A 21,399-nucleotide genomic window follows, 5' to 3' on the forward strand; every position below is an offset into this window, starting at 1 on the left:
CAACAAACAGGCGGGCGCGACAGTTCGTCAGATGCCCACCTGCTGCCCCAGGTTCGCCCGCGCCGCGTTTTCGGGGATGTGCTTGTGGCGGAACAGGACCACGAACAGCACCGCCACCACCAGCGCGTAGCCGGCGAAGCTCAGCCAGATGCCGTGCCATTGCAGGGCGCCGTCCGGCGCCGTGAATAACCGCTCGATCACCTGCCCGCTGATGGAACTTCCCAGCACCGCGCCCACGCCGTTGGTCATCAGCATGAACAGGCCCTGCGCGCTGGCGCGGATCTTCGGGTCGGCCTGGCCCTCCACGAACAGGGAGCCGGAGATGTTGAAGAAATCGAACGCCATGCCGTAGACGATGTTCGACATCACGATCATCCACAGCAGTTCGGCCGGGTTGCCGTAGGCGAACAGGCCGAAGCGCAGCACCCAGGCGACCATGCTGATCAGCATCACGGTCTTGATGCCGAAGCGCTTCAAGAAGAACGGGATCGCCAGGATGAACAGCGTTTCGGACATCTGCGAGATCGACAGCACGATGTTCGGGTAGCGCACCGTGATCAGGCCCTTGTACGCGTCGACCTTGCCGAAGTCGTGCAGGAAAGTGTCGCCGTAGGCGTTGGTCAGCTGCAGCGCCGCGCCCAGCGCCATCGCGAACAGGAAGAACACCGCCATCTTGTAGTTCTTGAACAGCGCGAACGAGCGCAGCCCGAGCACGTCCACCATCGAGGTGTGGCGCGTGTCGCGCGGCGGGCAGGCCGGCAGCGAGAAGGCATAAAGGCCCAGCAGCGCCGAGGCGAGGCCGGCGATGTGGAACTGCTCGGGCGAGGTCTCGATGTGCAGCAGGCTGATCGCCCACATCGCGACGATGAAGCCCACCGTGCCCCACACGCGGATCGGCGGGTACACCTTGACGATGTCCACGCCCTCGGTCTTGAGCGCGTTGTAGGCCACCGTGATCGACAGTGCGATGGTCGGCATGTAGAAGCACATGTTGACCAGCATCACCCAGAACAGCGTGGCCGGATTGTCGATCGTGGGCACGATGAAAAGCATCGCCGCGCCGCCCAGGTGCAGCACGCCGTAGAGGCGCTCGGCGTTGATCCACTTGTCCGCGATGACGCCGGTGATCGCCGGCATGAACAGCGAGGCGATGCCCATGGTCGAAAAAATCGCGCCGAATTCGGCGCCGCCCCAGTGGCGGGTCTGGAACCAGTAGGCGCCGATGGTGGTGAGCCAGGAACCCCAAACGAAGAACTGCAGGAAGTTCATCGCGATCAGACGCAGCTTGATGTTCATGGAGCCCTGTTTCGCATGTGCTTTTCCCCTGCAAAGCCGCGGAAACCGCCCTTGGCCGCAAAGCTCGGCAGGTTAGAGAATCGGCTGCGGACGGGCAAGGCGCGGCGCAGCGCGGCACGGTCGGCGCGCGCGTGCTTGGGCATCGCGTCGGCGGGCGCTCGCCCATGCGATGGTGCGCAGGCAAAAGCCGCATCACCGCGAGCAGGAAACAACGCTTCTCGGTCCCGCTCACGCACTGGATCTACGCGTCGCGGACGACGCCGGAACGGCGGCGGCCTAAACTCGTTCGTCCATTCGCGTGCCAGGCGCCCATGAATCTGTTCCTCACCATCGCCATCGTCCATCTGGTCGCCTTGCTCAGTCCGGGACCGGACTTCTTCTTCGTCTCGCAGGCCGCCGTCAGCCGCTCGCGCCGGCAGGCGCTGTTCGGTGTGCTCGGCATCACCCTGGGCATCACGCTGTGGTCGGCCCTGGCGCTGCTCGGGCTGCAGCTGGTGCTGCACCGGCTGGCGTGGCTGCAGCAGCTGATCGCCGTCGGCGGCGGTCTGTACCTCCTGTGGATGGGGCTGCGCATGCTGCGCGGCGCATTCACGCATGCGCCGGCGGTGCACGGCGAAGCCAGGGCCGCGCCCGGCGGCGAACTGGCCACGCTGCGCGCAGGCTTGTTGACCAACCTGGCCAATCCGAAGGTGGTGGTTTATTTCGGCAGCGTGTTCTCGGCCTTCCTGGGCGATCGCGTGAGCGCGGCGGCTCGCTGGGGCCTGTGGGCGCTGATCGTGGCCGAGACCTTCGCCTGGTTCGCCCTGGTGGCCGCGTTCTTCGCGCTGCCGGCGATGCGGCGGGGCTACCTGCGGCTGGCGCGCTGGATCGACGGCCTGGCCGGCGCGGTGTTCGTCGCCTTCGGCCTGCACCTGCTCTTCGCCCGCCGCTGACCGACGCCGCAAGCGACGCCTAGCGACGGGTCGCCGGGTGGGCGAGCGCGCGGGCGACGCGGTCGCGCAGCACCGGCAGCAACTCCGCGGCGAACCACGGGTTGCGTTTGGTCCACAGCTGGTTGCGCGGGCTCGGATGCGGCAGCGGCAGCACGCCCTGGGCGAGGTGGGCGCGCCACGCTTGCACTGTGTCGGTCAGGCTGGCTGCCGCCAGTGAACCGAGCAGACCGACCTGCGCGTAGCGGCCGATCGCCAGGGTCAGCTCCACCTTCTTCAGCAACGGCAGCAGGCGCGGGTGCCAGGTGGGCGCGCACTCGCGGCGTGGCGGCAGGTCCGCACCGCGTGCGCTGCCGGGAAAGCAGAACCCCATCGGCACGATCGCGATACGCCGCGCGTCGTAGAAGGTGGCCTTGTCCACGCCCAGCCAGTCGCGCAGGCGGTCGCCGCTCGCGTCGTCGAACGGCACGCCGCTCGCGTGCACCTTGCGTCCGGGTGCCTGGCTGACGATCAGCAGGCGTGCGCTGGCTGAGGCCTGCAGCACCGGCCGCACGCCGTGCGGCAACTGCGCGGCGCACAGCTGGCAGGCGCGGATTTCGTCGAGCGGGCGGTCGAGTTCGCTCATGCGCCGGCATCCATGCGGGTGGCTGGTGGCGCATGTCGCACGCTAGGCGTCATGGCAACAGCTTGCCCGGGTTGAGAATGGCGTCGGGGTCGAATGCGTGCTTCACGCCGCGCATCAGCGCCAGCGTCGCCGGCTCCAGCGCCAGCGGCATGAATTCGCGCTTGCTGCGGCCGATGCCGTGCTCGCCGGAGAGCGTGCCTTCCAGCTCGACCACCAGCGCGAACACCTCGGCCAGGCAGGCGTGCGCGCGTCCGCGTTCGGCCGCGTCGCGCGGCAGCAGGTTGACGTGCAGGTTGCCGTTGCCGGCATGGCCGAAGCTGACGATCAGCACCTCGTGCCTGGCGGCCAGTCGCCGGATGCCCTCGACCAGCGCGGGCAGACGGCTGACCGGCACCACCACGTCCTCGTTGATCTTGTCCGGGGCGATCGTGCGCTGTGCCGGAGAAAGCGCCTTGCGTGCGGCCCACAGCCGTTGCGCCTCGTCGGCGTCGGCAGCCACGTGCAGTGTCTCCAGGCCTTCGCCGCGGGCGGCGTCGGCGACCGCGGCCACCGCGGCGTGGAGCGCGTCCGGCTCGCCGTCGACTTCGATCATCAGCAGCGCGCCGGCCAGCGGCACCGCGTCGCCGGCGTGGGCGTGGGCGAGCCGCAGCGCCGTCTCGTCAATGAATTCCAGCGCGCACGGCGTCACCGGCTGGCCCATGATGCGCGCCACTGCCTGTGCGGCGGCGCCGACGTCGCGGTAGGTCGCGCGCAGGGTGCGGATGGTCGAGGGCCGGGGCGTGAGCTTGAGGGTGGCCTCGGTGATGAGCGCCAGCGTGCCTTCCGAGCCGATCAGCAGGCGGGTGAGGTCGTAGCCGGTGGCGCCCTTGCTGGTGTAGGTGCCGCAGCGGAAGCCCTCGCCGCTGCCGGCCACCGCGCGCAGGCCCAGCGTGTTCTCGCGTGGCGTTCCGTATTTAACGGCGCGCGGCCCCGCCGAGTTGCAAGCCAGATTGCCGCCGATGCTGCACCAGGGCGAAGAGGTCGGATCGGGCGGCCAGAACAGCCCGTGCGGAGCCAGCGCACGCTGCAGGTCGCCGTTGAGCACGCCCGGTTCGACCACCGCCAGGCGGTCGGCCGGGTCGATGCGCAGGATGCGGTTCATCCGCTCGAAGCTCGCCACCACGCCGCCTTCCACCGGCACCGTCGCGCCGGTGGTGTTGCTGCCGCGCCCGCGCGCGACCAGCGACACCCGATGCGCGCGGCAGGCGCGCACGAGGGCCTCGACCTGCGCGTGCGTGGTGGGAAACACCACGGCATCGGGCGGCGCGTTGAGGCGCGAGTTGTCGTAGGCGTAGGCGAGGCGCTCGGCCAGGCCGGTCGAGCAGGCGGCGGGGCCGAAGATCGCGTGCAGCGCGTCGGTCAGGGGAGCGGGCAATGGCATCGGGCTAGCGTAGCGCCTCGCCGAGGCGCGGGCTCGCACGCCCGATCGCGCTGCCGCTTGCCCGCGCGCACCGCAAGGCTCGCCTCATTCGGCTTCGAACGCGCCGCGCAACCAGTGCATGCGTGCGTCGTCGGCCGGGCCGTCGTAGCTCACCACGTCGAAACGGCATGGCCGGTGGCCGTGCTGCGGGTGCGCGGCGAGCCACAGCTGCGCGGTGCGGACGAGCTTGTCCTGCTTGCTGCGGGTGATCGAGGCGGCGGCATCGCCATGGCCGGCGCGCACGCGGTAGCGGACCTCGACGAAGACCACCGTGTCGCCCTCGCGCATGACCAGATCCAGCTCGCCGTGGCGGGTGGTGTAGTTGCGCGCCAGCGGCGTGAGCCCGGCGCGCTCCAGCTCGCGGCAGGCGCGTTGCTCGAAGGCTTCGCCGGCGGCGCGCATCAGTGGCCGGTCGGCGCGGGCTCAGCCGAACCGGCGGGCGCCGGGAGGTTGCCGTTCTGATCCACCGGCGGCGCCGCCGAAGGCACGTCGTCCAGCTGCAGGCTGCCGCTCAGCGGGCGTGCCAGGCCATCCTGGAAACGTGCCCAGACCAGCACGCGCCGCACCCGGCCGAACTGGTCGGCCGCGAGCTGGCCGCTGGCGCCCGGCAGGTAGCTGCCGGGATGGTCACGCAACCAGTCCACGTACGGCACCAGGTTCCATGCGTCCATGCCGAAGGCGAACAATCGTGCCGAGGTGCCGCGCGCGGCGGGCAACTGGGCGGCGATGGCATCGTGGCTGGGCAGGCCCGGCTGGGCGTCGAACAGCCAGGGCGCGTCGCAGAACTCCATGCCGTCCAGGTCGCGGTTGGCGGCCGCGTCGTCGACGCCGGCATAGATGTGCGAGGTGCCGAACACGGGCAAGCCGATGTGCGCGATCTGCATCTGCGGCAGCAGCAGGCGCGCCTGCTCGGGGCGCATGCTGATGAAGATGCCGGTATCCACCCCTGGCTGCGCGAGGGGCGCCACGGCGGCTGCGGTGCTGCCGGCGGGCGCGGGTGCCGAGGCGGCCGTGGTCGGTGCCGGCGATGACGTGGGCGCCGGCACGGGCATGGCCGACTTGGGCATGTTCAGGCCGCCGATGGTGTTGGCGTAGTTCACCTTGCCGGGCGGTGGCAGCGTGGCCATGCCCGCGACGTGCCCGCCACGGGCCTCCAGTTCGGCCTTGAAGGCGCCCGCGGCGCGCTGGGCGAAATCGTCGTCGGAGACGATCACGTAGGCGCCGTGCAGGCCGCGCTCGACCATGTGGTCGGCGGCCAGCGCCCCCTCGGTTTCCGGCAGCAGGCCGAACTCGGTGGCGCCGCCGGCCGGCAGGCTCTTGTCGTCGGGGTGGTTGAGGGCGAGCAACGGCACCGGCAGCTTCGCCTGGCCGAACACGGCGGCGACCTCGGCGCGGGTGAGCGGCCCGACGATCAGTTGTGCACCGTCGCTTGCGGCCTGCTGGTAGGCCTTCAGCGCGCCGTCGGCGGTGCCGCCGCTGTCGTACACGCGCACGTTGGCGCGTGGCGCATTGTTGCGCGCGGCATCGGCGTAGGCGGCGAAGAAGCCTTCGCGTATCGCGCTGCTGGCGCCGGTGAAGTTGCCGCCCAGCGGAAGCAGCAAGGCGACGCGCGCAGGCATGCGGTAGCCCTCGCGCACGTTGGCGTTGGCGCCGGGCAGCATGGTGCCCACCGGCTGGTTGAGATCCGGCTGCGGCTGTGCGACCGGCACGCCGAGCTGGGTGAGCGCCTCGTTGATCCAGGGCAGCATGCGATCGCCTGCCTTCATGGCGGCGCCGCGGCGCTTGAGCGGTTCGGCGCCGAGGCGGCCGAGCAGGTCGAGGATCTGCTTGCGGTTCTGCGTATGGTCCAGGCCTTCCAGCTGGGGATCCATCTGCACGCGGGTGCGCGCCGCGCCCCACAGGTCCCCGCTGGCTGCCATGGCCTGTGCGCGCAGTTCGAGCAGGCGCAATTCGAGCGCGGGCGGGACCGGCGTCGGCTGGGTGGTCAGCTCAAGCGCGGTATGCGCGTCGTGGTGGGCGAGCGCCAGTTCCGCGCGGAGCAGGTCGTAGCGGGCGGCGTCCTCGCCCTGCAGGCGCGCCCGGCGCACCTGATCCAGCAGCGGGGCGGCCCGCTCCAGGGCGCCTTCCTCGCGGTAGACCTCGGCGGCCAGTACGCGATAGTGGTCCTGATCACCCGTCTGCTGCGCGAGGGCGAGATAGGCCTGCGCCGCCTGGTCGAACTGGCCCTGCCGCACGAGCTGTTCGGCTTGCTGCGCAGCGGCCAGTTCCTGCGGCGAGCGGGTGACTGCCGTCGGCACGCAGGCGCCCACACCCAGGGCGATCAGCAGGCCGAGGCCGGCGGCGCGGAGCAGTCGCATGGAGTGTCCCTTGGTCGTGATCGACATGGTGAGCGATCATAGCCGATCGTGCCGCGCGCCCTTTGCGCGCCATTTGGAGTTTCGATGCCCACTGTCCCGCCCGGCAGCCTGTCGGTAGTGGCCACGCCGATCGGCAACCGCGACGACCTCTCGCCGCGCGCGGTGGCCGCGTTGCGCGCGGCCGACGTGATCGCCGCCGAGGACACCCGCCATAGCCGCCCGCTGTTGCTTCACTACAACATCGATACGCCGCTGGTGGCGTTGCACGAACACAACGAGCGCGAGGCGGTCGATGCGCTGGTGCGCCGTATGCTCGATGGGCAATCGGTCGCGCTGATCTCCGACGCCGGCACGCCGCTGGTTTCCGACCCGGGCTTCCGCCTGGTGCGCGCGGCGCGCGTGGCCGGCATCCGCTGCGTGCCGGTGCCCGGCGCCTGCGCGGCGATCGCGGCGCTGTCGGTGGCGGGCTTGCCCAGCGACCGTTTCGTATTCGAGGGCTTCCTGCCGCCGAAGGCGGCCGCGCGGCGTGCGCGCCTGCAGGAGCTCGCCGGCGAGTCGCGCACGCTCATCTTCTATGAGTCATCGCACCGCGTGGCCGAAAGCCTGGCCGACATGCGCGAGATTTTCGGCGGCGCGCGCGAGGCGGTGCTGGCGCGGGAACTCACCAAGCTGTTCGAGACCGTGATCGGCGAACCGCTCGCCGATCTGGCTGCCCGTGTCGAGGGGGACTCCGACCAGCAGCGCGGCGAGTGCGTGCTCCTGGTCGGTGGCCGCGGTGAGGAAGCCGATGCGCGCCTGGCCGAAGGCCAGCGCGTGTTCGCGCTGCTGCGCGAGGAGCTGCCTCCCGCCAAGGCCGCCAAAATGGCCGCCGCGATCACCGGCGCGCCGCGCAAGAGCCTGTACGAGGCTTCCTAGAGTGGCGGCGTCCGGCCGGTCGCCTGGCTTCACGCGCTCGTTCGCCAGTCCCCATTCCTGACCCGGGGGCACTACAATTGCCCGTGGAGTCGGCCGGACAGTCGCGTCGCGCGAGAGCGCGTCGAGGAAAGTCCGGGCTCCGCAGGGCAGGGTGCCAGGTAACACCTGGGCGGCGCGAGCCGACGGCCAGTGCAACAGAGAGCAGACCGCCGATGGCCCGCAAGGGCACAGGTAAGGGTGAAAGGGTGCGGTAAGAGCGCACCGCGTGCGGGGCCAACGCCGCACGGCACGGTAAACCCCACCCGGAGCAAGACCGAATAGGGGAACGATAACGCGGCCCGCGTTGTTCCCGGGTAGGTCGCTGGAGCCAGGCGGCGACGCCTGGCCGAGAGGAATGACTGTCGCGCCGCAAGGCGTACAGAACCCGGCTTACAGGCCGGCTCCACCTCTTGTGCGGCGGTGCGCCCCTGGCGTGCCGCCGGGAAAGGCCAGGGTGGCGCGGAACACGGCGCTGCCCTGGCCTTTTGCGTTTCGTGCCGCCGGGGACGGGCGTGCACTGAACATGTTCAGCCCTCTCCACCGGCGGCAGCGCCCTGATGTGGCTCGCAAGGCATTTTGAAAAATCCCTAGCTTTCAAGCACCTTGCCGACCTTCCTCTTAAATGGCTGGAAATACGTCCACACTGCTGCCTTTCTCCTTGATTCGCAAGCAAAAATCCCTTGACGTCTCAAGAGGCGAGACGTATGGTGGGACCCTGTGTGAAATTGTGGGAACGAGTGGGGTCTACGGGTGTTCCAGGGCGAAACCGCCATTACCGTCGATGACAAGGGCCGACTGGCCATCCCGACCGCGTATCGGGAGCTGGTCGCGGGCGCCTGCGCCAATCGGCTGGTGATCACCTACAGCCCCTTCGAAACGGGCTGCCTGTGGCTGTTCCCCTACGCCGAGTGGGAAAAGGTGCGCGACCAGGTCAACGCGCTGCCGATGGTCAAAGCGCCGCACCGCAACCTGCAGATGAAACTGGTGGGCGCGGCGACCGTGGTCGAGCCGGACGGCGCCTCGCGCGTCCTGCTGCCGGCCAGCCAGCGCGCTGCCGCCGGCATCGAGAAGAAGGCGGTGCTGCTGGGCATGGGCAACAAGTTCGAGCTGTGGAGCGAGCAGGCGCATCTGGCCAAGATCCGCCAGACCCTCGGCGAAGACGACATCACTGACGACATGGCGGACCTGCGCCTGTAAGGCGCGGGTGTTCGGGCGGGATTTTGACGAGCGGGAGGTGCGGCGTGGCCGAGTTGCGGCACATCCCGGTGATGCTGGACGAAGCGGTGGAGGGCCTTGCCGTGCAGGCAGGCGGGCGGTATCTGGATGGCACCTTCGGGCGCGGCGGTCACGCACGCGCGGTGCTGTCGCGCCTGGGTCCCGCCGGCCGGCTGCTGCTGATGGACCGCGATCCGGTTGCCGTCGCCGCCGCGCGCGAGGCCTTCGCGGACGAACCCCGCGTGGCGATCCGCCACGGCAATTTCGCCGAGCTGGCCGAATGGGACGAAACCGCCGCCGGCCTGGACGGCGTGCTGCTCGACCTCGGCGTCTCCTCGCCGCAGCTGGACGAGGCCGCGCGCGGCTTCAGCTTCATGGCCGATGCGCCGCTGGACATGCGCATGGACACCACCCAGGGCGAGAGCGCGGCCGACTTCCTCGCCCATGCCGACGAGCGCGAGATCGCCGACGTGCTGTGGACCTTCGGCGAGGAGCGCTTCAGCCGCAAGATCGCCCGCGCCATCGTGGCGAACCGCGCCGAAGCGCCGATCGCGCGCACCGGCGAGCTGGCCGCGCTGGTCGAGCGCACGATCGGCCGTCGCGAGCCGGGCAAGCATCCGGCCACGCGCACCTTCCAGGCCTTGCGCATCCGCGTGAACGGCGAGCTCGAGTCCGTGCAGCGTGGGCTCGCCGCCGCGCTGGAGCGTCTGAAGACCGGCGGCCGCCTGTCGGTGATCAGCTTCCATTCGCTGGAAGACCGCATCGTCAAGCAGTTCATCCGCGACCATGCCGGCCGCGTGCAGGGCAGCCGGCGCGGTCCGCCGGTGGTCGCGGCACCCGCGCGGCTGGCTGCGGTCGGCAAGGCGCGGTTTCCGTCCGAACGGGAACTCGCGGCCAATCCGCGCGCCCGCTCGGCGGTGCTGCGCGTGGCGGAGAAGCTGGCATGAAGGCGCTGGCCGGCTCCCTGCTGACGCTCCTGCTGCTGGCCGTGCTGGTCAGCGCGATCGGCGTGGTGTGGACGCGCCACGAGAGCCGCGTGCTGTTCGTCGAACTGACCCGCCTGCAGAACCAGCGCGACGAACTCAACATCGAATACGGCCGGCTGGAGCTGGAGCAGGCGACCTGGGCCGAGCCGCGCCGCATCGACGAGGAAGCGCGCGCCAAGCTCGGCATGGTCACGCCGCGTCCGCAGGACGTGCAGCTGGTGCGCCGATGAGCTGGCGCCGACCGACCGCGCCGCCGTCTTCCGGTCGCCGCCGCGGTGCCGGCCCGAGCGCGCGCAAGCGCATGACCCTGGTGGTGGGCGTGCTGGTATTGGCCTCGCTGGGGCTGGTCGCGCGCGCGTTCGACCTGCAGGTGGTGCGCAAGCAGTTCTACCAGGACCAGGGCGATGCGCGCTTCCTGCGCGAAGTGCCGATCGCGGTTTCGCGCGGCACCATCTTCGACCGCAACGGCGAGCCGCTGGCGGTGTCCACGCCGGTGGTCTCGATCTGGGCCAATCCGGCGCAGGTGCTGGAGAACGACGAGCGCATCCCGGCGCTCGCCGCCGCGCTGGGCGTGGACGCGGGCGAGCTCAAGGAGCGCCTGGCCCAGCGCGCCGACCGCGAGTTCGTCTACCTGCGCCGGCAGATGCCGCCGGAGGCGGCGCAGGCCGTGCTGGACCTGGGCATTCCCGGCGTCAACGGCCAGCGCGAATACCGCCGCTACTACCCGTCGGGCGAGGTGACCGCGCACGTGCTCGGTTTCACGAATATCGATGATCATGGCCAGGAGGGCCTGGAGCTCGCCTTCGACGACTGGCTGGCCGGCAAGCCGGGCGCCAAGCGAGTGATCCGCGACCGCATGGGCCACGTGGTCGAGGACGTCGAGCAGGTGCGCGAGCCCAAGCCGGGCAAGAGCCTCACGCTCAGCATCGACCGCCGCATCCAGTTCCTCGCCTACAACGAGCTGAAGAACGCGCTGACCGAGTTCAATGCGGCGTCCGGTTCGATGGTCATCCTCGATGTCGGCACCGGTGAAGTGCTGGCGATGGTCAACCTGCCGACCTACAACCCCAACGCAGTGAACGGCAGCAAGGCTTCCGACCGGCGCAACCGCGCCGTCACCGACCTGCTCGAACCGGGTTCGACGATCAAGCCAATCCTGATGAGCGCAGCGCTGTCCAGCGGCAAGTTCACGCCGACCAGCCCGCTGATCGATACCACCGGAGGGCATTGGTACTTCCAGGGGCACGACATCCACGACACGCACAACTATGGCCTGCTGACGCCCACCGGCGTCATCACCAAGTCAAGCAACGTCGGTGCGGCGCACATCGCGATGGAACTGGATACGTCGCTGATGTACGGCACCTACCGCGCCTTCGGCTTCGGCAACAGCACCAACAGCGGTTTCCCCGGCGAATCCTCCGGCCTGCTGCGCATCGGCCGCGACTGGCGTCCGCTGGAAAAGGCCATCATGGGCTACGGCTACGGCCTCAACGTGACGCCGCTCCAGCTGGCCAACGCCTATGCCACGCTGGCCGACCATGGCGTGATGCATTCGCCCAGCTTCATCAAGGGAGCGGACAACGAGCCCAAGGCGATCGTCTCCGGCCAGGTCGCCGATGAGGTCATCCAGATGATGGAGACGGTGACCGCCCCGGGCGGCACCGCGACCACGGCGCGCATCGCCAACTACATCGTCGCGGGCAAGACCGGCACGGCGCACAAGGCTGCGGCCGGCGGCTACTCGCGCAACAACTACACCGCGGCATTCGCCGGCGTGGTGCCCGCCAGCCATCCGCGGCTGGTCGGCGTGGTGGTCATCGACGATCCGCAGAAGCGCAGCTACTACGGCGGCATGGTTTCCGCGCCGGTGTTCGCGCGGGTGATGGAAGGAGCGCTGCGCCTGCTCGACGTGCCGCCGGACAACATCGGCCGCTGGTATGCCGGCGGACCGCTGATGAGCCCGACCGGCCTGGCCGGCAGCAAGCCGCCCACCGACCGGCCGGCCGACGACGGCTCGGTGGAGGAGCAGCCATGAGCGCCGCCTCGCTGGCCTCCTTGCTGGAAGGTTTCGCCGACGCCGGTGCGCTCGGCGATCTTCGTATTGGCGGCCTCACGCTCGACTCGCGCCAGGCGCGGCCGGGCGACGCCTTCGTGGCGTTGCGCGGCGCCCGCGCGCACGGCATCGCCTTCGCCGCCGATGCGGTGGCGCGTGGCGCCACGCTGGTGCTGGCGGAAACCCCCGTGGTGGCCGGCTTCACGCCCGGCGTGCCGGTGCTGTGGATCGACCGGCTGCACGCGCGCCTGGGCGAGATCGCCGCCCGCTTCTATGGTCATCCGTCGCGCGCCCTGCGCCTCATCGGCGTCACCGGCACCAACGGCAAGACCTCCACCGTGCAGCTGATCACCCAGGCGTTGGCGCGGCTGGGCCATCGCGCGGCGAGCATCGGTACGCTGGGCGCCGGTTTCCACGGGCAGTTGGACGAGGGCGAGCGCACCACGCCGGATGCGATCAGCGTGCAGCGCCTGCTGGCGCGGTTCCGCGACCAGGGCGCGACGCACGTGGCGATGGAAGTGTCCTCGCATGCGCTGGAGCAGGGCCGCGTGGGCGCCGTCGATTTCGAGGTCGCCGTCTTTACCAACCTCACCCGCGACCACCTCGATTACCACGGCACGATGGAGGCCTATGGCGCGGCCAAGGCCAAGCTGTTTGCCTGGCCCAGCCTGAAGGCTGCGGTGGTCAACGTGGACGACCCCTTCGGCCGCGAGCTGGCCACGCGCCTGCCGGCCGGCGTGCGGCTCTTGCGCACCAGCGCTGCGGATGCCACCGGCGCGGAGGTCGCCGCGCAGGCCATCGCCACGTCGGCCGAGGGGCTGGCGTTCGCGGTGCGCACGCCCTGGGGGGCGCAGGCGGTCCACAGCCCGCTGCTCGGCCGCTTCAACGTGGAAAACCTGCTGGCCGTGATCGCCTGCCTGGGTGCACTGGGCGAGCCGTTCGACCCGCTCGTCGAGGCGGTGCAGTCGCTCGTGCCGGTCAACGGGCGCATGAACCGGATCGGTGGCGACGGCAGGCAGCCGCTGGTGGTGGTCGATTACGCGCATACCCCCGACGCGCTGGAACAGGCGCTCACCGCGCTGCGCGCGCATTGCGCCGGACGGCTGGTCTGCGTGTTCGGCTGCGGCGGCGAGCGCGACGCCGGCAAGCGCCCGCAGATGGGCGCGATCGCCCAGCGGCTGGCGGACGTACCGATCGTCACCGACGACAACCCGCGCGGCGAAGACGGCGACGCCATCGTGGCGCAGATCCTCGCCGGCATGCGCCCGCCGGTGGCGGTCCAGCGGGATCGCGCGGCCGCCATCGCCCAGGCCATTGCGCAGGCCGGCGCGGACGACGTCGTGCTGATCGCCGGCAAGGGCCACGAGACCTACCAGGAAGGCGCCGCCGGCAAGCGCGCCTTCGACGACCTGGCGGTCGCGCGCGCCGCCCTCGCCGGTCCGGTGAAGGAGCCCTACGCATGATGCGCCTATCCGAGATCGCGCTGTGGACCGGCGGCCGCCTGCTCGGCGCCGACCTGGACGTCGCCGGGGTGGCGATCGATACGCGCAAGCTCCAGTCCGGCGAGCTGTTCGTCGCGATCAAGGGCGAGCACGTGGACGGGCACGACTTCGTGCGTGACGCGGCGTCGCGCGGCGCCGCCGCGGCGCTGGTCACGCGCCGGGTGGACGTGGACATCCCGCAGGTGCTGGTCAACGACACCCAGCTTGCGCTTGGCGACCTGGCCAGCGCGGTGCGTGCGCAGCGCGACGTGCGCGTGGTCGGCATCACCGGTTCCAACGGCAAGACCACGGTCAAGACGTTGACCGCCTCGATCCTCTCGCGCCATGGCCGTACCCATGTCAACGCGGGCAACTACAACAACGAGCTGGGCCTGCCGCTGACCCTGCTGGCGATGCCGGCCGACGCCGAATACGCCGTGCTGGAGATGGGCGCGGGCAAGCCCGGCGACATCGCCTACCTCGCTGCCATCGCACGGCCCGACATCGGCCTGGTCAACACCATCGCGCCGGCGCATCTTGAGCGGATGGGCAGCCTGGAGGGCGTGGCCGAGACCAAGGGCGCGCTGTACCAGGCGCTGCCGGCCGACGGCGTGGCGATCATCAACGCCGACGACGCATTCGCCAGCTTCTTCGAAGGCTTGGCCGGCTCGCGCCGCACGCTGCATTTCGGGCTGGGCGCGCCGGTGGACGTAGGCGCGACCATCCTGGAGCAGCGTGTGGACGGTTCGCGCTTCGTGCTGCGCACGGGTGAGGGCGAGGCCGAGGTGAACCTGCCGCTGGCCGGACGCCACAACGTCGCCAACGCGTTGGCGGCCAGCGCGATTGCACTGGCGCTCGACGTGCCGCTTGCGACCATCGCGGCAGGCCTGATGCACGTGCCCGGCGTCGCCGGACGGCTGCGCCTGGAAGCGATGCGGGGCGGCTGGACGCTGGTCGACGACAGCTACAACGCCAACCCCGGCTCGGTCGGCGCGGCGATCGACACGCTGGCGCTGGCCACCGGCGAACGCTGGCTGGTACTGGGCGACATGGCCGAACTCGGGCCCGAGGCGCGCGAGCTGCATGCAGGCATCGGCGCGCGGGCCAAGGCGGCGGGCATCGAGCGGCTGTTCGCCGTGGGCACGCTGAGCCTGGCGGCGGTGCAGGCCTTCGGTGCGGGCGCCGAGCACTACGCGGACAAGGCCGCGCTCGCCGCTGCGCTGGCCGGGCACCTGCACGAGGGCGTGACCTGCCTGGTCAAGGGCTCGCGCTCGGCCGGCATGGAGCAGGTGGTCGCCGCCCTGAAACAAACCACGAACGCCTCCGGAGGCTCCACTGATGCTGCTTGAGTTGGCCGACTGGATGGCACGGCATTTCACCGCCCTGCACCTGTTCCAGTACATCACCTTCCGCACGATCATGGCCGCGCTCACTGCGCTGGCGATGTCGCTGCTGCTCGGTCCCGGCCTGATCATGCGGCTGGCCGCGCTGAAGGCTGGCCAGGTGGTGCGCAGCGACGGTCCCCAGACGCACCTGGTCAAGGCCGGCACGCCGACCATGGGCGGGGTGATGATCCTGCTGGCGGTCGCCATCGCCACGCTGCTGTGGGCCGACCTGCACAACCGCTACGTGTGGATCGTGCTGGCCGTGCTGATGACCTTCGGCGCGATCGGCTTCTATGACGACTACAAGAAGCTGGTGCTCAAGGACAGCCGCGGGCTGGCCTCGCGCTGGAAGTACTTCTGGCAATCGGTGTTCGGCCTGGCGGCGGCGGTGCTCCTCTACCGCGCGGCGGTGCTGCCGGCCGAGACCGCGCTGTACGTGCCGCTGTTCAAGCAGGTGGCGGTGCCGCTGGGCGCGATGTTCGTGGTCATCGCCTATTTCATGGTGGTCGGCTTCTCCAACGCGGTGAACCTCACCGATGGCCTGGACGGCCTGGCGATCATGCCCTCGGTGCTGGTCTCCGGCGCGCTGGGCGTATTCGCTTACCTGGCCGGCAACAAGGTGTTCTCCGAGTACCTGGGGATTCCCTCGATCCCCGGCGCGGGCGAGCTCTCGATCTTCTGCGGCGCGCTGGCCGGCGCCGGGCTGGGCTTCCTCTGGTTCAACACCTATCCGGCGCAGGTGTTCATGGGCGACGTGGGCGCGCTCGCCATCGGCGCGGCGCTGGCCTGCGTGGCGGTGATCGTGCGCCAGGAGATCGTGCTGATCGTGATGGGCGGCGTGTTCGTGCTGGAGACCGTGTCGGTGATGCTGCAGGTGGCGAGCTTCAAGCTCACCGGCAAGCGCATCTTCCGCATGGCGCCGATCCACCACCACTTCGAGCTCAAGGGCTGGCCCGAGCCGCGGGTGATCGTGCGTTTCTGGATCATCAGCGTCGTGCTGGTGCTGATCGGCCTTGCCACGTTGAAGGTGCGCTGACCCATGTTCGGCTTCGGTTCCAGCCAGGCGATCAAGCGGCACGGGCCGCGCGGCAGCTTCGACCTGCCGCTCCTGGTCGCGCTCGTCGGCTTGGCCAGCATGGGCGTGGTGATGGTCACCTCCAGCTCCATCGCCGTGGCCGACAGCCAGCACATCGGCGCGTTCTATTACCTCAAGAAGCACCTGTTCTACCTGGCGCTCGGGTTGCTGCTGGCCGGCGCGGCCATGCGCACCGAACTCAAGCAGGTCGAGAAGTACGCCTTCCCCTTGCTGATCCTCGGCGTCGCCATGCTGCTGGCGGTGTTCGTGCCGCACCTGGGGATGCGTATCAACGGTGCGCGGCGCTGGCTCAACCTGATCGTGCTGAGCTTCCAGCCGGTCGAGGCGGTCAAGCTGATCCTGGTGGTGTACGTGGCGAGCTTCCTGGTGCGCCACCGCGAAAGCGTGGAAACCAAATTCTGGGGCCTGCTGCGGCCGGTGCTGGTGGCCGGCGTCATCGTGCTGCTGCTGTTGGCGCAGCCGGACTTCGGTTCGGCCACGCTGGTGATCGCGGTCACCATCGGCATGGTCTGGCTGGGTGGCGCGCGTCCGCTCTACCTGATGCTGATGGGCCTGCCGCTGATGCCGCTCTTGGCGATCGCCGCCACCAGCGAGAGCTACCGCATGAAGCGGCTGACCTCGTTCATGGACCCGTGGAAGGATCCGTTCAACGACGGCTTCCAGCTCACCCAGTCGCTGATGGCGATCGGCCGCGGCGAGTGGACCGGCGTGGGGCTGGGCTCGAGCGTGCTCAAGCTTTCCTACCTGCCCGAGGCGCACACCGACTTCATCCTGGCGGTGATCGGCGAGGAACTCGGGCTGGCCGGCATCCTGCTGGTGGTCGGGCTGTTCGCGCTCGCGGTCGGGCGCGGCCTGTACCTGGGCCTGAAAGGCGTGGAGGTGGGGCAGCGCTTCGCCGGCTACGTCGCCTTCGGCATCTCCCTGATGCTCGGCCTGCAGGCGATGGTGTCGATCGGCGTGAACCTCGGCGCGCTGCCGACCAAGGGCCTGACCCTGCCGCTGATCAGCTCGGGCGGTTCCTCGGTGCTGCTGACCTGCGCCATGGCCGGCGTCTTGCTGCGGGCCACCTTCGAGATCAACCGCGCGCTGGATGCGCGCCAGATGGCTACGCGCATGCCGGCCATCGCCGTGGCGGACGCGAACGCGGCGGCGGCGGCGCCGCCGCGCGAGCGCGAGGCGGTGGCGGCATGAGCGCGAACCGTCCCGTGCTGATCATGGCCGGCGGCACCGGCGGCCACATCTTCCCCGGCCTGGCGGTGGCCGACGTGCTGCGCGCGCAGGGCGTGCCGGTGGCCTGGCTGGGCGCGGCCGGCGGCATGGAGACGCGGGTGGTGCCGGCGCATGGTCTGGAACTGCACACCGTTGCGGTCGGCGGCCTGCGCGGCAAGGGCTGGAAGACGCGCCTGCTGGCGCCGCTGATGCTGGCGCGCGCGCTCGTCGCCTCGCTGCGCGTGCTGCGCCGCGTGCGTCCGCGCAGCGTGCTGTCGATGGGCGGCTACGTGGCCGGCCCCGGCGGCGTCGCCGCGCGGCTGACCGGCACGCCGCTGCTGGTACACGAGCAGAACCGCGTGGCCGGCTACACCAACCGCAAACTGGCCGGTTTCGCCAAGCGCGTGCTGGCCGGCTTCGCCGATGCCTTGCCCAACGGCGAATGGGTCGGCAATCCGGTGCGCGCGAGCATCGCCGCGTTGCCGGCTCCTGCCGAGCGTTTCGCCGCCCGTGCCGACCGGCCGCGCTTGCTGGTGCTGGGCGGCAGCCTCGGCGCGCGCGCGCTGAATCTGGCGCTGCCCCGGGCGCTTGCCCTGATGCCGTCCGAACAACGCCCCGCCGTGCGCCACCAATGCGGCGCACGCGGCCTGGACGAGACGCGCCAGGCCTACGCGCAGGCCGGCGTCGAGGCCGACGTGCTGCCCTTCATCGAGGACATGGCCGCCGCCTACGGTTGGGCTGACCTCGCCGTGTGCCGCGCCGGCGCATTGACCATCGCCGAGCTCACCGCCGCGGGCCTGGGCGCCGTGCTGGTGCCGTTCCCCCACGCGGTGGACGACCACCAGACCGGCAACGCGCAGGCGCTGGTGCAGGCCGGCGCCGCCGAACTGATCCAGGAACGTGATTTGGACGTACAGCAACTCGCGCAGCGCCTCGCCGCGCTGCTCGCCGACCGCCGCCAGCTGACCGCGATGGCCGAGGCTGCGCGCACGCAGGCCAAGCCGGACGCGGCGCAGACCATCGCACGCGCTTGCCTGGAGGTGGCCGCATGACCCCGCGCCGCCTGCTCGCGCACGAAGACCTCATGAGCACCTTCCGCCGCGTGCACTTCATCGGCATCGGCGGCGTGGGCATGAGCGGCATCGCCGAGGTGCTGCACAACTTGGGCTATGCCGTGTCCGGCTCGGACAAGGCCAACTCGCCCACGGCGCAGAGGCTGGCGGCGCTCGGCATCGTCGTGCACGTTGGCCACGAGGCCGCGCACGTGGGCGATGCGGACGTGGTGGTGACCTCCAGCGCGATCCGCCAGGACAATCCCGAGCTCGTCGCCGCGCGGGCCGCGCGCATCCCAGTGATCCCGCGCGCGGAGATGCTGGGCGAATTGATGCGCTTCCGCCGCGGTGTCGCCATCGCCGGCACGCACGGCAAGACCACCACCACCAGCCTGGTCGCCAGCGTGCTGGCCGAGGCCAACTACGATCCGACCTTCGTGATCGGCGGCCAGCTCAACGCGGCCGGCGCCAACGCGCGGTTGGGCACCGGCCAGTACCTGGTGGCCGAGGCGGACGAATCCGACGGCTCGTTCCTGCTGCTCTCGCCGGTGATCGCGGCGGTCACCAACATCGACGCCGATCACCTGGAGAATTACGGCGGCGACTTCGCGCAGGTGAAGAAGGCCTTCGCCGATTTCCTGCACCGCCTGCCGTTCTACGGCCTGGCCGTGCTGTGCGTCGACGACGAGGAAGTGGCGAAGCTGGCCAAGGACACCACGCGCCGCGTGATGACCTACGGCATCGCCGCCGCCGACGCCGACGTGCGTGCGGCCAACGTGCGCCAGGACGGCTTCCAGATGCGCTTCGACCTGCATCTGCCCAATCGCGCCGAGCCGCTGCCGGTGACGCTCAACCTGCCGGGCCGGCACAACGTGTTGAATGCGTTGGCGGCCGCCACCATCGGCTGGCAGTTGGGCGTCGGCGCCGAGGCGATCGCGCGCGCGCTGGAGAATTTCCAGGGCGTGGGACGGCGCTTCCACCGCCGCGGCGAGCTTGCGCTGGAGCAGGGCAGCGTGCTGCTGGTGGACGACTACGGCCACCATCCGCGCGAGCTGGCCGCCGTGTTCGCGGCGGCCCGCGGCGGCTGGCCGGAGCGCCGCCTGGTGGTCGGCTTCCAGCCGCATCGCTACAGCCGCACGCGTGATCTGCTGGACGATTTCGCCAACGTGCTGGCCGAAGCGGACGTGCTGGTGCTCACCGACGTCTACCCGGCCGGCGAAGCGCCGATCGCCGGTGCCGACGGCCGCGCGCTGGCCCGCGCCGTGCGAGCGCGCGGCAAGGTCGACCCGGTGCTGATCGAGCATCCGCGCGACTTCAAGGACACCCTGCCGACGCTGCTGCGCGACGGTGATCTACTGCTGCTGCTCGGCGCCGGCGACATCGGCGCAGCGGCGGTGGAGATCGCGCAGGCCGGCCAACTCAAGACCAGAGGGGCCGAATGATGGCCGCTACGAATCCCGAATCCCGAATCGTAAATCCCGGCGCGCCGCGTATCACCGACCCTGCGCAGTTCGGCCGCGTGGCCGTGGTGATGGGCGGCAGCTCCGCCGAGCGCGAGGTGTCGCTGGACTCCGGCCGCAACGTGCTGGCGGCGCTCACGGGCCGCGGCGTCGACGCGCACGCCATCGACGGCATCCCGGCCTTGCTGGACGCGCTGCGCGCCGGCCACTTCGCGCGCGTGTTCAACATCCTGCACGGCCAGCACGGCGGCGGCGAGGACGGCGTGCTGCAGGGTGCGCTGGAGTCGCTCAACGTGCCCTACACCGGCTCGGGCGTGCTCGGCTCCGCGCTGTCGATGGACAAGGTGCGCTCCAAGCGCGTGTGGCAATCGCTCGGCTTGCCTACGCCGAAGTTCGTCGCCTTGGCTCGCGGCTCGGGCGCGGCCGCCATCCACGCGGCCGCCAGGCAGGTGGGTTTCCCGCTGATCGTCAAGCCGGCCTGCGAGGGTTCCAGCGTGGGCGTCACCCGCGTGTTCGAGGAAGGCCAGCTGGACAGCGCCGTGGCACTTGCCGCGCGCTACCCGGGCGACCTGCTGATGGAAACCCTGATCGAGGGCGAGGAGATGACCGTCGCCATCCTCGGCCGCCAGGTGCTGCCTTCGATCCACATCGTGCCCAAGGGCGCGTTCTACGACTACAACGCCAAGTACGTCGCCGAGGACACCCAGTACCTCTGCCCGGGACTCGAGGGTGCGGCCGAGGACGAACTGCGCGCGCTGGCGCTCGAGGCCTTCGACGCGCTGGGCTGCCACGGCTGGGGCCGCGTTGACGTCATGCGCGACCGTAGCGGCCGCAACTTCCTGCTCGAAGTGAACACCGCGCCGGGCATGACCTCGCACTCGCTGGTGCCCAAGGCGGCCAAGGCCGCCGGCATCGACTACGAGGAAGTGTGCTGGCGGGTGCTGGAGACGAGTTTCAAGGAGCAGGGAACCGGGAACGGGGAACGGGGAACATGCAGGTCCAGTGACGCCGCCAACCGCGCTTCGGATGGTTCATCCGTGCCCAGCGCAGAGCGTTTGCCCGACGCTGCCCGTTCCCCGGGCGATCCCGACGGGGGCACCCTGTGAAAGGCGCCATCCGCCTCGTCGCCTGGTGCCTGGCCGTCGCGCTGGTCGCGCTGCCGGTCGTCGGCGTGCTGCGCGGCTGGTTCGCGGCCGACCGTTGGCCGGTGACGCAGCTGACCGTGCAGGCCGAGTTCAAGCACGTCAGCGCCGAACAGATCCGCGACGCAGTGCGCCCGCGCCTGGGCCACGGCTTCTTCGCGCTGAACCTGGATGCCGTGCAGCAGGCGGTGGCGGCGCTGCCGTGGGTGGAATCGGTCGAGGCGCGCAAGCGCTGGCCGGACACGCTGATCCTGCGCATCTACGAGCGCCAGCCCTTCGCGCGCTGGAACGACAAGCGGCTGATCAGCCGCCAGGGCGTGCTGTTCGACGCGCCGGACGCGGCCGCCAACGCCGCCTTGCCGGACCTGCGCGGACCGGATGCGCAGATGCCCGAAGTGGTCGGCTTCTATGCCGAGGCGCTCAAGGCCTTCGCCGGCACCTCGCTGAAGATAACCGGCGCGGCGCTCACCGAGCGCGGCAGCTGGAGCCTGACCGCCGCCAGCGGCGCGCAGATCGTGCTGGGCGACCGCGCCCAGGCCGGCAAGCGGCTGCGACGCTTCCTGGACGTCTACCCGCAGGTGGTGGCCGGCCATGCCGACGCCTTCGCCTACGTCGACCTCCGCTACACCAACGGTTTCGCCGTGCGCTGGCCAGCTGCCGCCAGCGCACCCGCCGCGGGCGCGCCCCGTACATGAGC

General features: G+C 70.5%; 19 protein-coding genes and 1 other RNA gene. 15 read left to right on the top strand and 5 right to left on the bottom strand.

The features are described from left to right. Positions 1 to 27: 27 nt before the first annotated feature. Positions 28 to 1,296: a nucleoside permease gene (locus tag VGU03_RS06615; RefSeq protein WP_327479600.1), complete on the bottom strand. Its 1,269-nt coding sequence runs from the start codon at positions 1,294 to 1,296 to the stop codon at positions 28 to 30. Positions 1,297 to 1,607: 311 nt separating this feature from the next. On the opposite strand from VGU03_RS06615, the gene rhtC reads away from it, so the two are divergent. After that, positions 1,608 to 2,228, top strand: coding sequence for a threonine export protein RhtC (gene rhtC / locus VGU03_RS06620; RefSeq protein WP_327479601.1), 621 nt, complete (start codon positions 1,608 to 1,610; stop codon positions 2,226 to 2,228). 19 nt (positions 2,229 to 2,247) lie between these two features. On the opposite strand, the gene VGU03_RS06625 is transcribed toward rhtC, so the two are convergent. The 4 genes from VGU03_RS06625 to VGU03_RS06640 all read right to left on the bottom strand — a co-directional run bounded on the left by VGU03_RS06625 (position 2,248) and on the right by VGU03_RS06640 (position 6,666). Then, positions 2,248 to 2,850 carry a uracil-DNA glycosylase family protein gene (locus VGU03_RS06625; RefSeq protein WP_327479602.1) on the bottom strand — a complete coding sequence of 201 codons (603 nt, stop codon included), beginning with the start codon at positions 2,848 to 2,850 and terminating at the stop codon, positions 2,248 to 2,250. A gap of 49 nt (positions 2,851 to 2,899) precedes the next feature. Beyond that, entirely contained in the window at positions 2,900 to 4,270 is a 1,371-nt protein-coding gene (locus VGU03_RS06630) for an FAD-binding oxidoreductase (protein ID WP_327479603.1), read from the bottom strand. An 84-nt stretch (positions 4,271 to 4,354) separates the two neighbouring features. Continuing rightward, positions 4,355 to 4,711: a YraN family protein gene (locus VGU03_RS06635; protein ID WP_327472142.1), complete on the bottom strand. Its 357-nt coding sequence runs from the start codon at positions 4,709 to 4,711 to the stop codon at positions 4,355 to 4,357. Then, positions 4,711 to 6,666, bottom strand: a complete 1,956-nt coding sequence (locus VGU03_RS06640) for a penicillin-binding protein activator (RefSeq protein WP_327479604.1) — start codon at positions 6,664 to 6,666, stop codon at positions 4,711 to 4,713. The genes VGU03_RS06635 and VGU03_RS06640 overlap by 1 nt, the downstream gene beginning before the upstream one ends. An 84-nt stretch (positions 6,667 to 6,750) precedes the next feature. Between VGU03_RS06640 and rsmI the strand changes: the two genes are divergently transcribed. From rsmI to VGU03_RS06710, 14 genes are all read left to right on the top strand, one after another. Beyond that, entirely contained in the window at positions 6,751 to 7,581 is an 831-nt protein-coding gene (gene rsmI / locus VGU03_RS06645) for a 16S rRNA (cytidine(1402)-2'-O)-methyltransferase (protein WP_327479605.1), read from the top strand. A gap of 85 nt (positions 7,582 to 7,666) precedes the next feature. Continuing rightward, positions 7,667 to 8,029, top strand: an RNA gene (gene rnpB / locus VGU03_RS06650) — RNase P RNA component class A. 341 nt (positions 8,030 to 8,370) lie between these two features. After that, positions 8,371 to 8,817: a division/cell wall cluster transcriptional repressor MraZ gene (gene mraZ / locus VGU03_RS06655; protein WP_327479606.1), complete on the top strand. Its 447-nt coding sequence runs from the start codon at positions 8,371 to 8,373 to the stop codon at positions 8,815 to 8,817. A 44-nt stretch (positions 8,818 to 8,861) separates the two neighbouring features. After that, the gene (gene rsmH, locus VGU03_RS06660) at positions 8,862 to 9,782 is read left to right on the top strand and encodes a 16S rRNA (cytosine(1402)-N(4))-methyltransferase RsmH (RefSeq protein ID WP_327479607.1); all 921 of its coding nucleotides are present in this window, start codon (positions 8,862 to 8,864) and stop codon (positions 9,780 to 9,782) included. Next, complete coding sequence (gene ftsL / locus VGU03_RS06665; RefSeq protein ID WP_414655945.1) at positions 9,779 to 10,051, top strand: cell division protein FtsL; 273 nt, start codon at positions 9,779 to 9,781, stop codon at positions 10,049 to 10,051. Before rsmH ends, ftsL begins: the two co-directional genes overlap by 4 nt. After that, complete coding sequence (locus VGU03_RS06670) at positions 10,048 to 11,859, top strand: penicillin-binding protein 2 (protein ID WP_327479608.1); 1,812 nt, start codon at positions 10,048 to 10,050, stop codon at positions 11,857 to 11,859. The genes ftsL and VGU03_RS06670 overlap by 4 nt, the downstream gene beginning before the upstream one ends. Further along, positions 11,856 to 13,340 carry a UDP-N-acetylmuramoyl-L-alanyl-D-glutamate--2,6-diaminopimelate ligase gene (locus VGU03_RS06675; protein ID WP_327479609.1) on the top strand — a complete coding sequence of 495 codons (1,485 nt, stop codon included), beginning with the start codon at positions 11,856 to 11,858 and terminating at the stop codon, positions 13,338 to 13,340. The genes VGU03_RS06670 and VGU03_RS06675 overlap by 4 nt, the downstream gene beginning before the upstream one ends. Then, on the top strand, positions 13,337 to 14,707 hold the full coding sequence (locus tag VGU03_RS06680; RefSeq protein WP_327479610.1) for a UDP-N-acetylmuramoyl-tripeptide--D-alanyl-D-alanine ligase: 1,371 nt from the start codon (positions 13,337 to 13,339) through the stop codon (positions 14,705 to 14,707). Before VGU03_RS06675 ends, VGU03_RS06680 begins: the two co-directional genes overlap by 4 nt. Further along, positions 14,697 to 15,779 carry a phospho-N-acetylmuramoyl-pentapeptide-transferase gene (gene mraY / locus VGU03_RS06685; RefSeq protein WP_327479611.1) on the top strand — a complete coding sequence of 361 codons (1,083 nt, stop codon included), beginning with the start codon at positions 14,697 to 14,699 and terminating at the stop codon, positions 15,777 to 15,779. Before VGU03_RS06680 ends, mraY begins: the two co-directional genes overlap by 11 nt. A gap of 3 nt (positions 15,780 to 15,782) precedes the next feature. Next, a complete protein-coding gene (ftsW, locus tag VGU03_RS06690; protein WP_327479612.1) occupies positions 15,783 to 17,030 on the top strand; it encodes a putative lipid II flippase FtsW in 1,248 nt (415 codons plus the stop codon). Beyond that, positions 17,027 to 18,100: an undecaprenyldiphospho-muramoylpentapeptide beta-N-acetylglucosaminyltransferase gene (gene murG, locus VGU03_RS06695; RefSeq protein WP_327479613.1), complete on the top strand. Its 1,074-nt coding sequence runs from the start codon at positions 17,027 to 17,029 to the stop codon at positions 18,098 to 18,100. Before ftsW ends, murG begins: the two co-directional genes overlap by 4 nt. After that, positions 18,097 to 19,542, top strand: coding sequence for a UDP-N-acetylmuramate--L-alanine ligase (murC, locus tag VGU03_RS06700; RefSeq protein WP_327479614.1), 1,446 nt, complete (start codon positions 18,097 to 18,099; stop codon positions 19,540 to 19,542). The genes murG and murC overlap by 4 nt, the downstream gene beginning before the upstream one ends. Next, positions 19,542 to 20,666, top strand: coding sequence for a D-alanine--D-alanine ligase (locus VGU03_RS06705; RefSeq protein ID WP_327479740.1), 1,125 nt, complete (start codon positions 19,542 to 19,544; stop codon positions 20,664 to 20,666). The genes murC and VGU03_RS06705 overlap by 1 nt, the downstream gene beginning before the upstream one ends. Continuing rightward, positions 20,663 to 21,397 (top strand): cell division protein FtsQ/DivIB, encoded by a 735-nt coding sequence (locus VGU03_RS06710; protein WP_327479615.1) that lies wholly within the window; start codon positions 20,663 to 20,665, stop codon positions 21,395 to 21,397. Before VGU03_RS06705 ends, VGU03_RS06710 begins: the two co-directional genes overlap by 4 nt. The last annotated feature ends 2 nt before the right edge of the window (positions 21,398 to 21,399 follow it).

This window comes from Frateuria sp., assembly GCF_035944355.1.
Classification (GTDB): Bacteria; Pseudomonadota; Gammaproteobacteria; order Xanthomonadales; family Rhodanobacteraceae; genus Frateuria_A.

Bases quoted from the DNA above. Each gene is read 5' to 3' on its own strand.
- VGU03_RS06615 (WP_327479600.1), bottom strand. From the start codon at position 1,296: ATGAACATCAAGCTGCGTCTGATCGCGATGAACTTCCTGCAGTTCTTC.
- rhtC (WP_327479601.1), top strand. From the start codon at position 1,608: ATGAATCTGTTCCTCACCATCGCCATCGTCCATCTGGTCGCCTTGCTC.
- VGU03_RS06625 (WP_327479602.1), bottom strand. From the start codon at position 2,850: ATGAGCGAACTCGACCGCCCGCTCGACGAAATCCGCGCCTGCCAGCTG.
- VGU03_RS06630 (WP_327479603.1), bottom strand. From the start codon at position 4,270: ATGCCATTGCCCGCTCCCCTGACCGACGCGCTGCACGCGATCTTCGGC.
- VGU03_RS06635 (WP_327472142.1), bottom strand. From the start codon at position 4,711: ATGCGCGCCGCCGGCGAAGCCTTCGAGCAACGCGCCTGCCGCGAGCTG.
- VGU03_RS06640 (WP_327479604.1), bottom strand. From the start codon at position 6,666: ATGCGACTGCTCCGCGCCGCCGGCCTCGGCCTGCTGATCGCCCTGGGT.
- rsmI (WP_327479605.1), top strand. From the start codon at position 6,751: ATGCCCACTGTCCCGCCCGGCAGCCTGTCGGTAGTGGCCACGCCGATC.
- ftsL (WP_414655945.1), top strand. From the start codon at position 9,779: ATGAAGGCGCTGGCCGGCTCCCTGCTGACGCTCCTGCTGCTGGCCGTG.
- VGU03_RS06670 (WP_327479608.1), top strand. From the start codon at position 10,048: ATGAGCTGGCGCCGACCGACCGCGCCGCCGTCTTCCGGTCGCCGCCGC.
- VGU03_RS06675 (WP_327479609.1), top strand. From the start codon at position 11,856: ATGAGCGCCGCCTCGCTGGCCTCCTTGCTGGAAGGTTTCGCCGACGCC.
- VGU03_RS06680 (WP_327479610.1), top strand. From the start codon at position 13,337: ATGATGCGCCTATCCGAGATCGCGCTGTGGACCGGCGGCCGCCTGCTC.
- mraY (WP_327479611.1), top strand. From the start codon at position 14,697: ATGCTGCTTGAGTTGGCCGACTGGATGGCACGGCATTTCACCGCCCTG.
- ftsW (WP_327479612.1), top strand. From the start codon at position 15,783: ATGTTCGGCTTCGGTTCCAGCCAGGCGATCAAGCGGCACGGGCCGCGC.
- murG (WP_327479613.1), top strand. From the start codon at position 17,027: ATGAGCGCGAACCGTCCCGTGCTGATCATGGCCGGCGGCACCGGCGGC.
- murC (WP_327479614.1), top strand. From the start codon at position 18,097: ATGACCCCGCGCCGCCTGCTCGCGCACGAAGACCTCATGAGCACCTTC.
- VGU03_RS06705 (WP_327479740.1), top strand. From the start codon at position 19,542: ATGGCCGCTACGAATCCCGAATCCCGAATCGTAAATCCCGGCGCGCCG.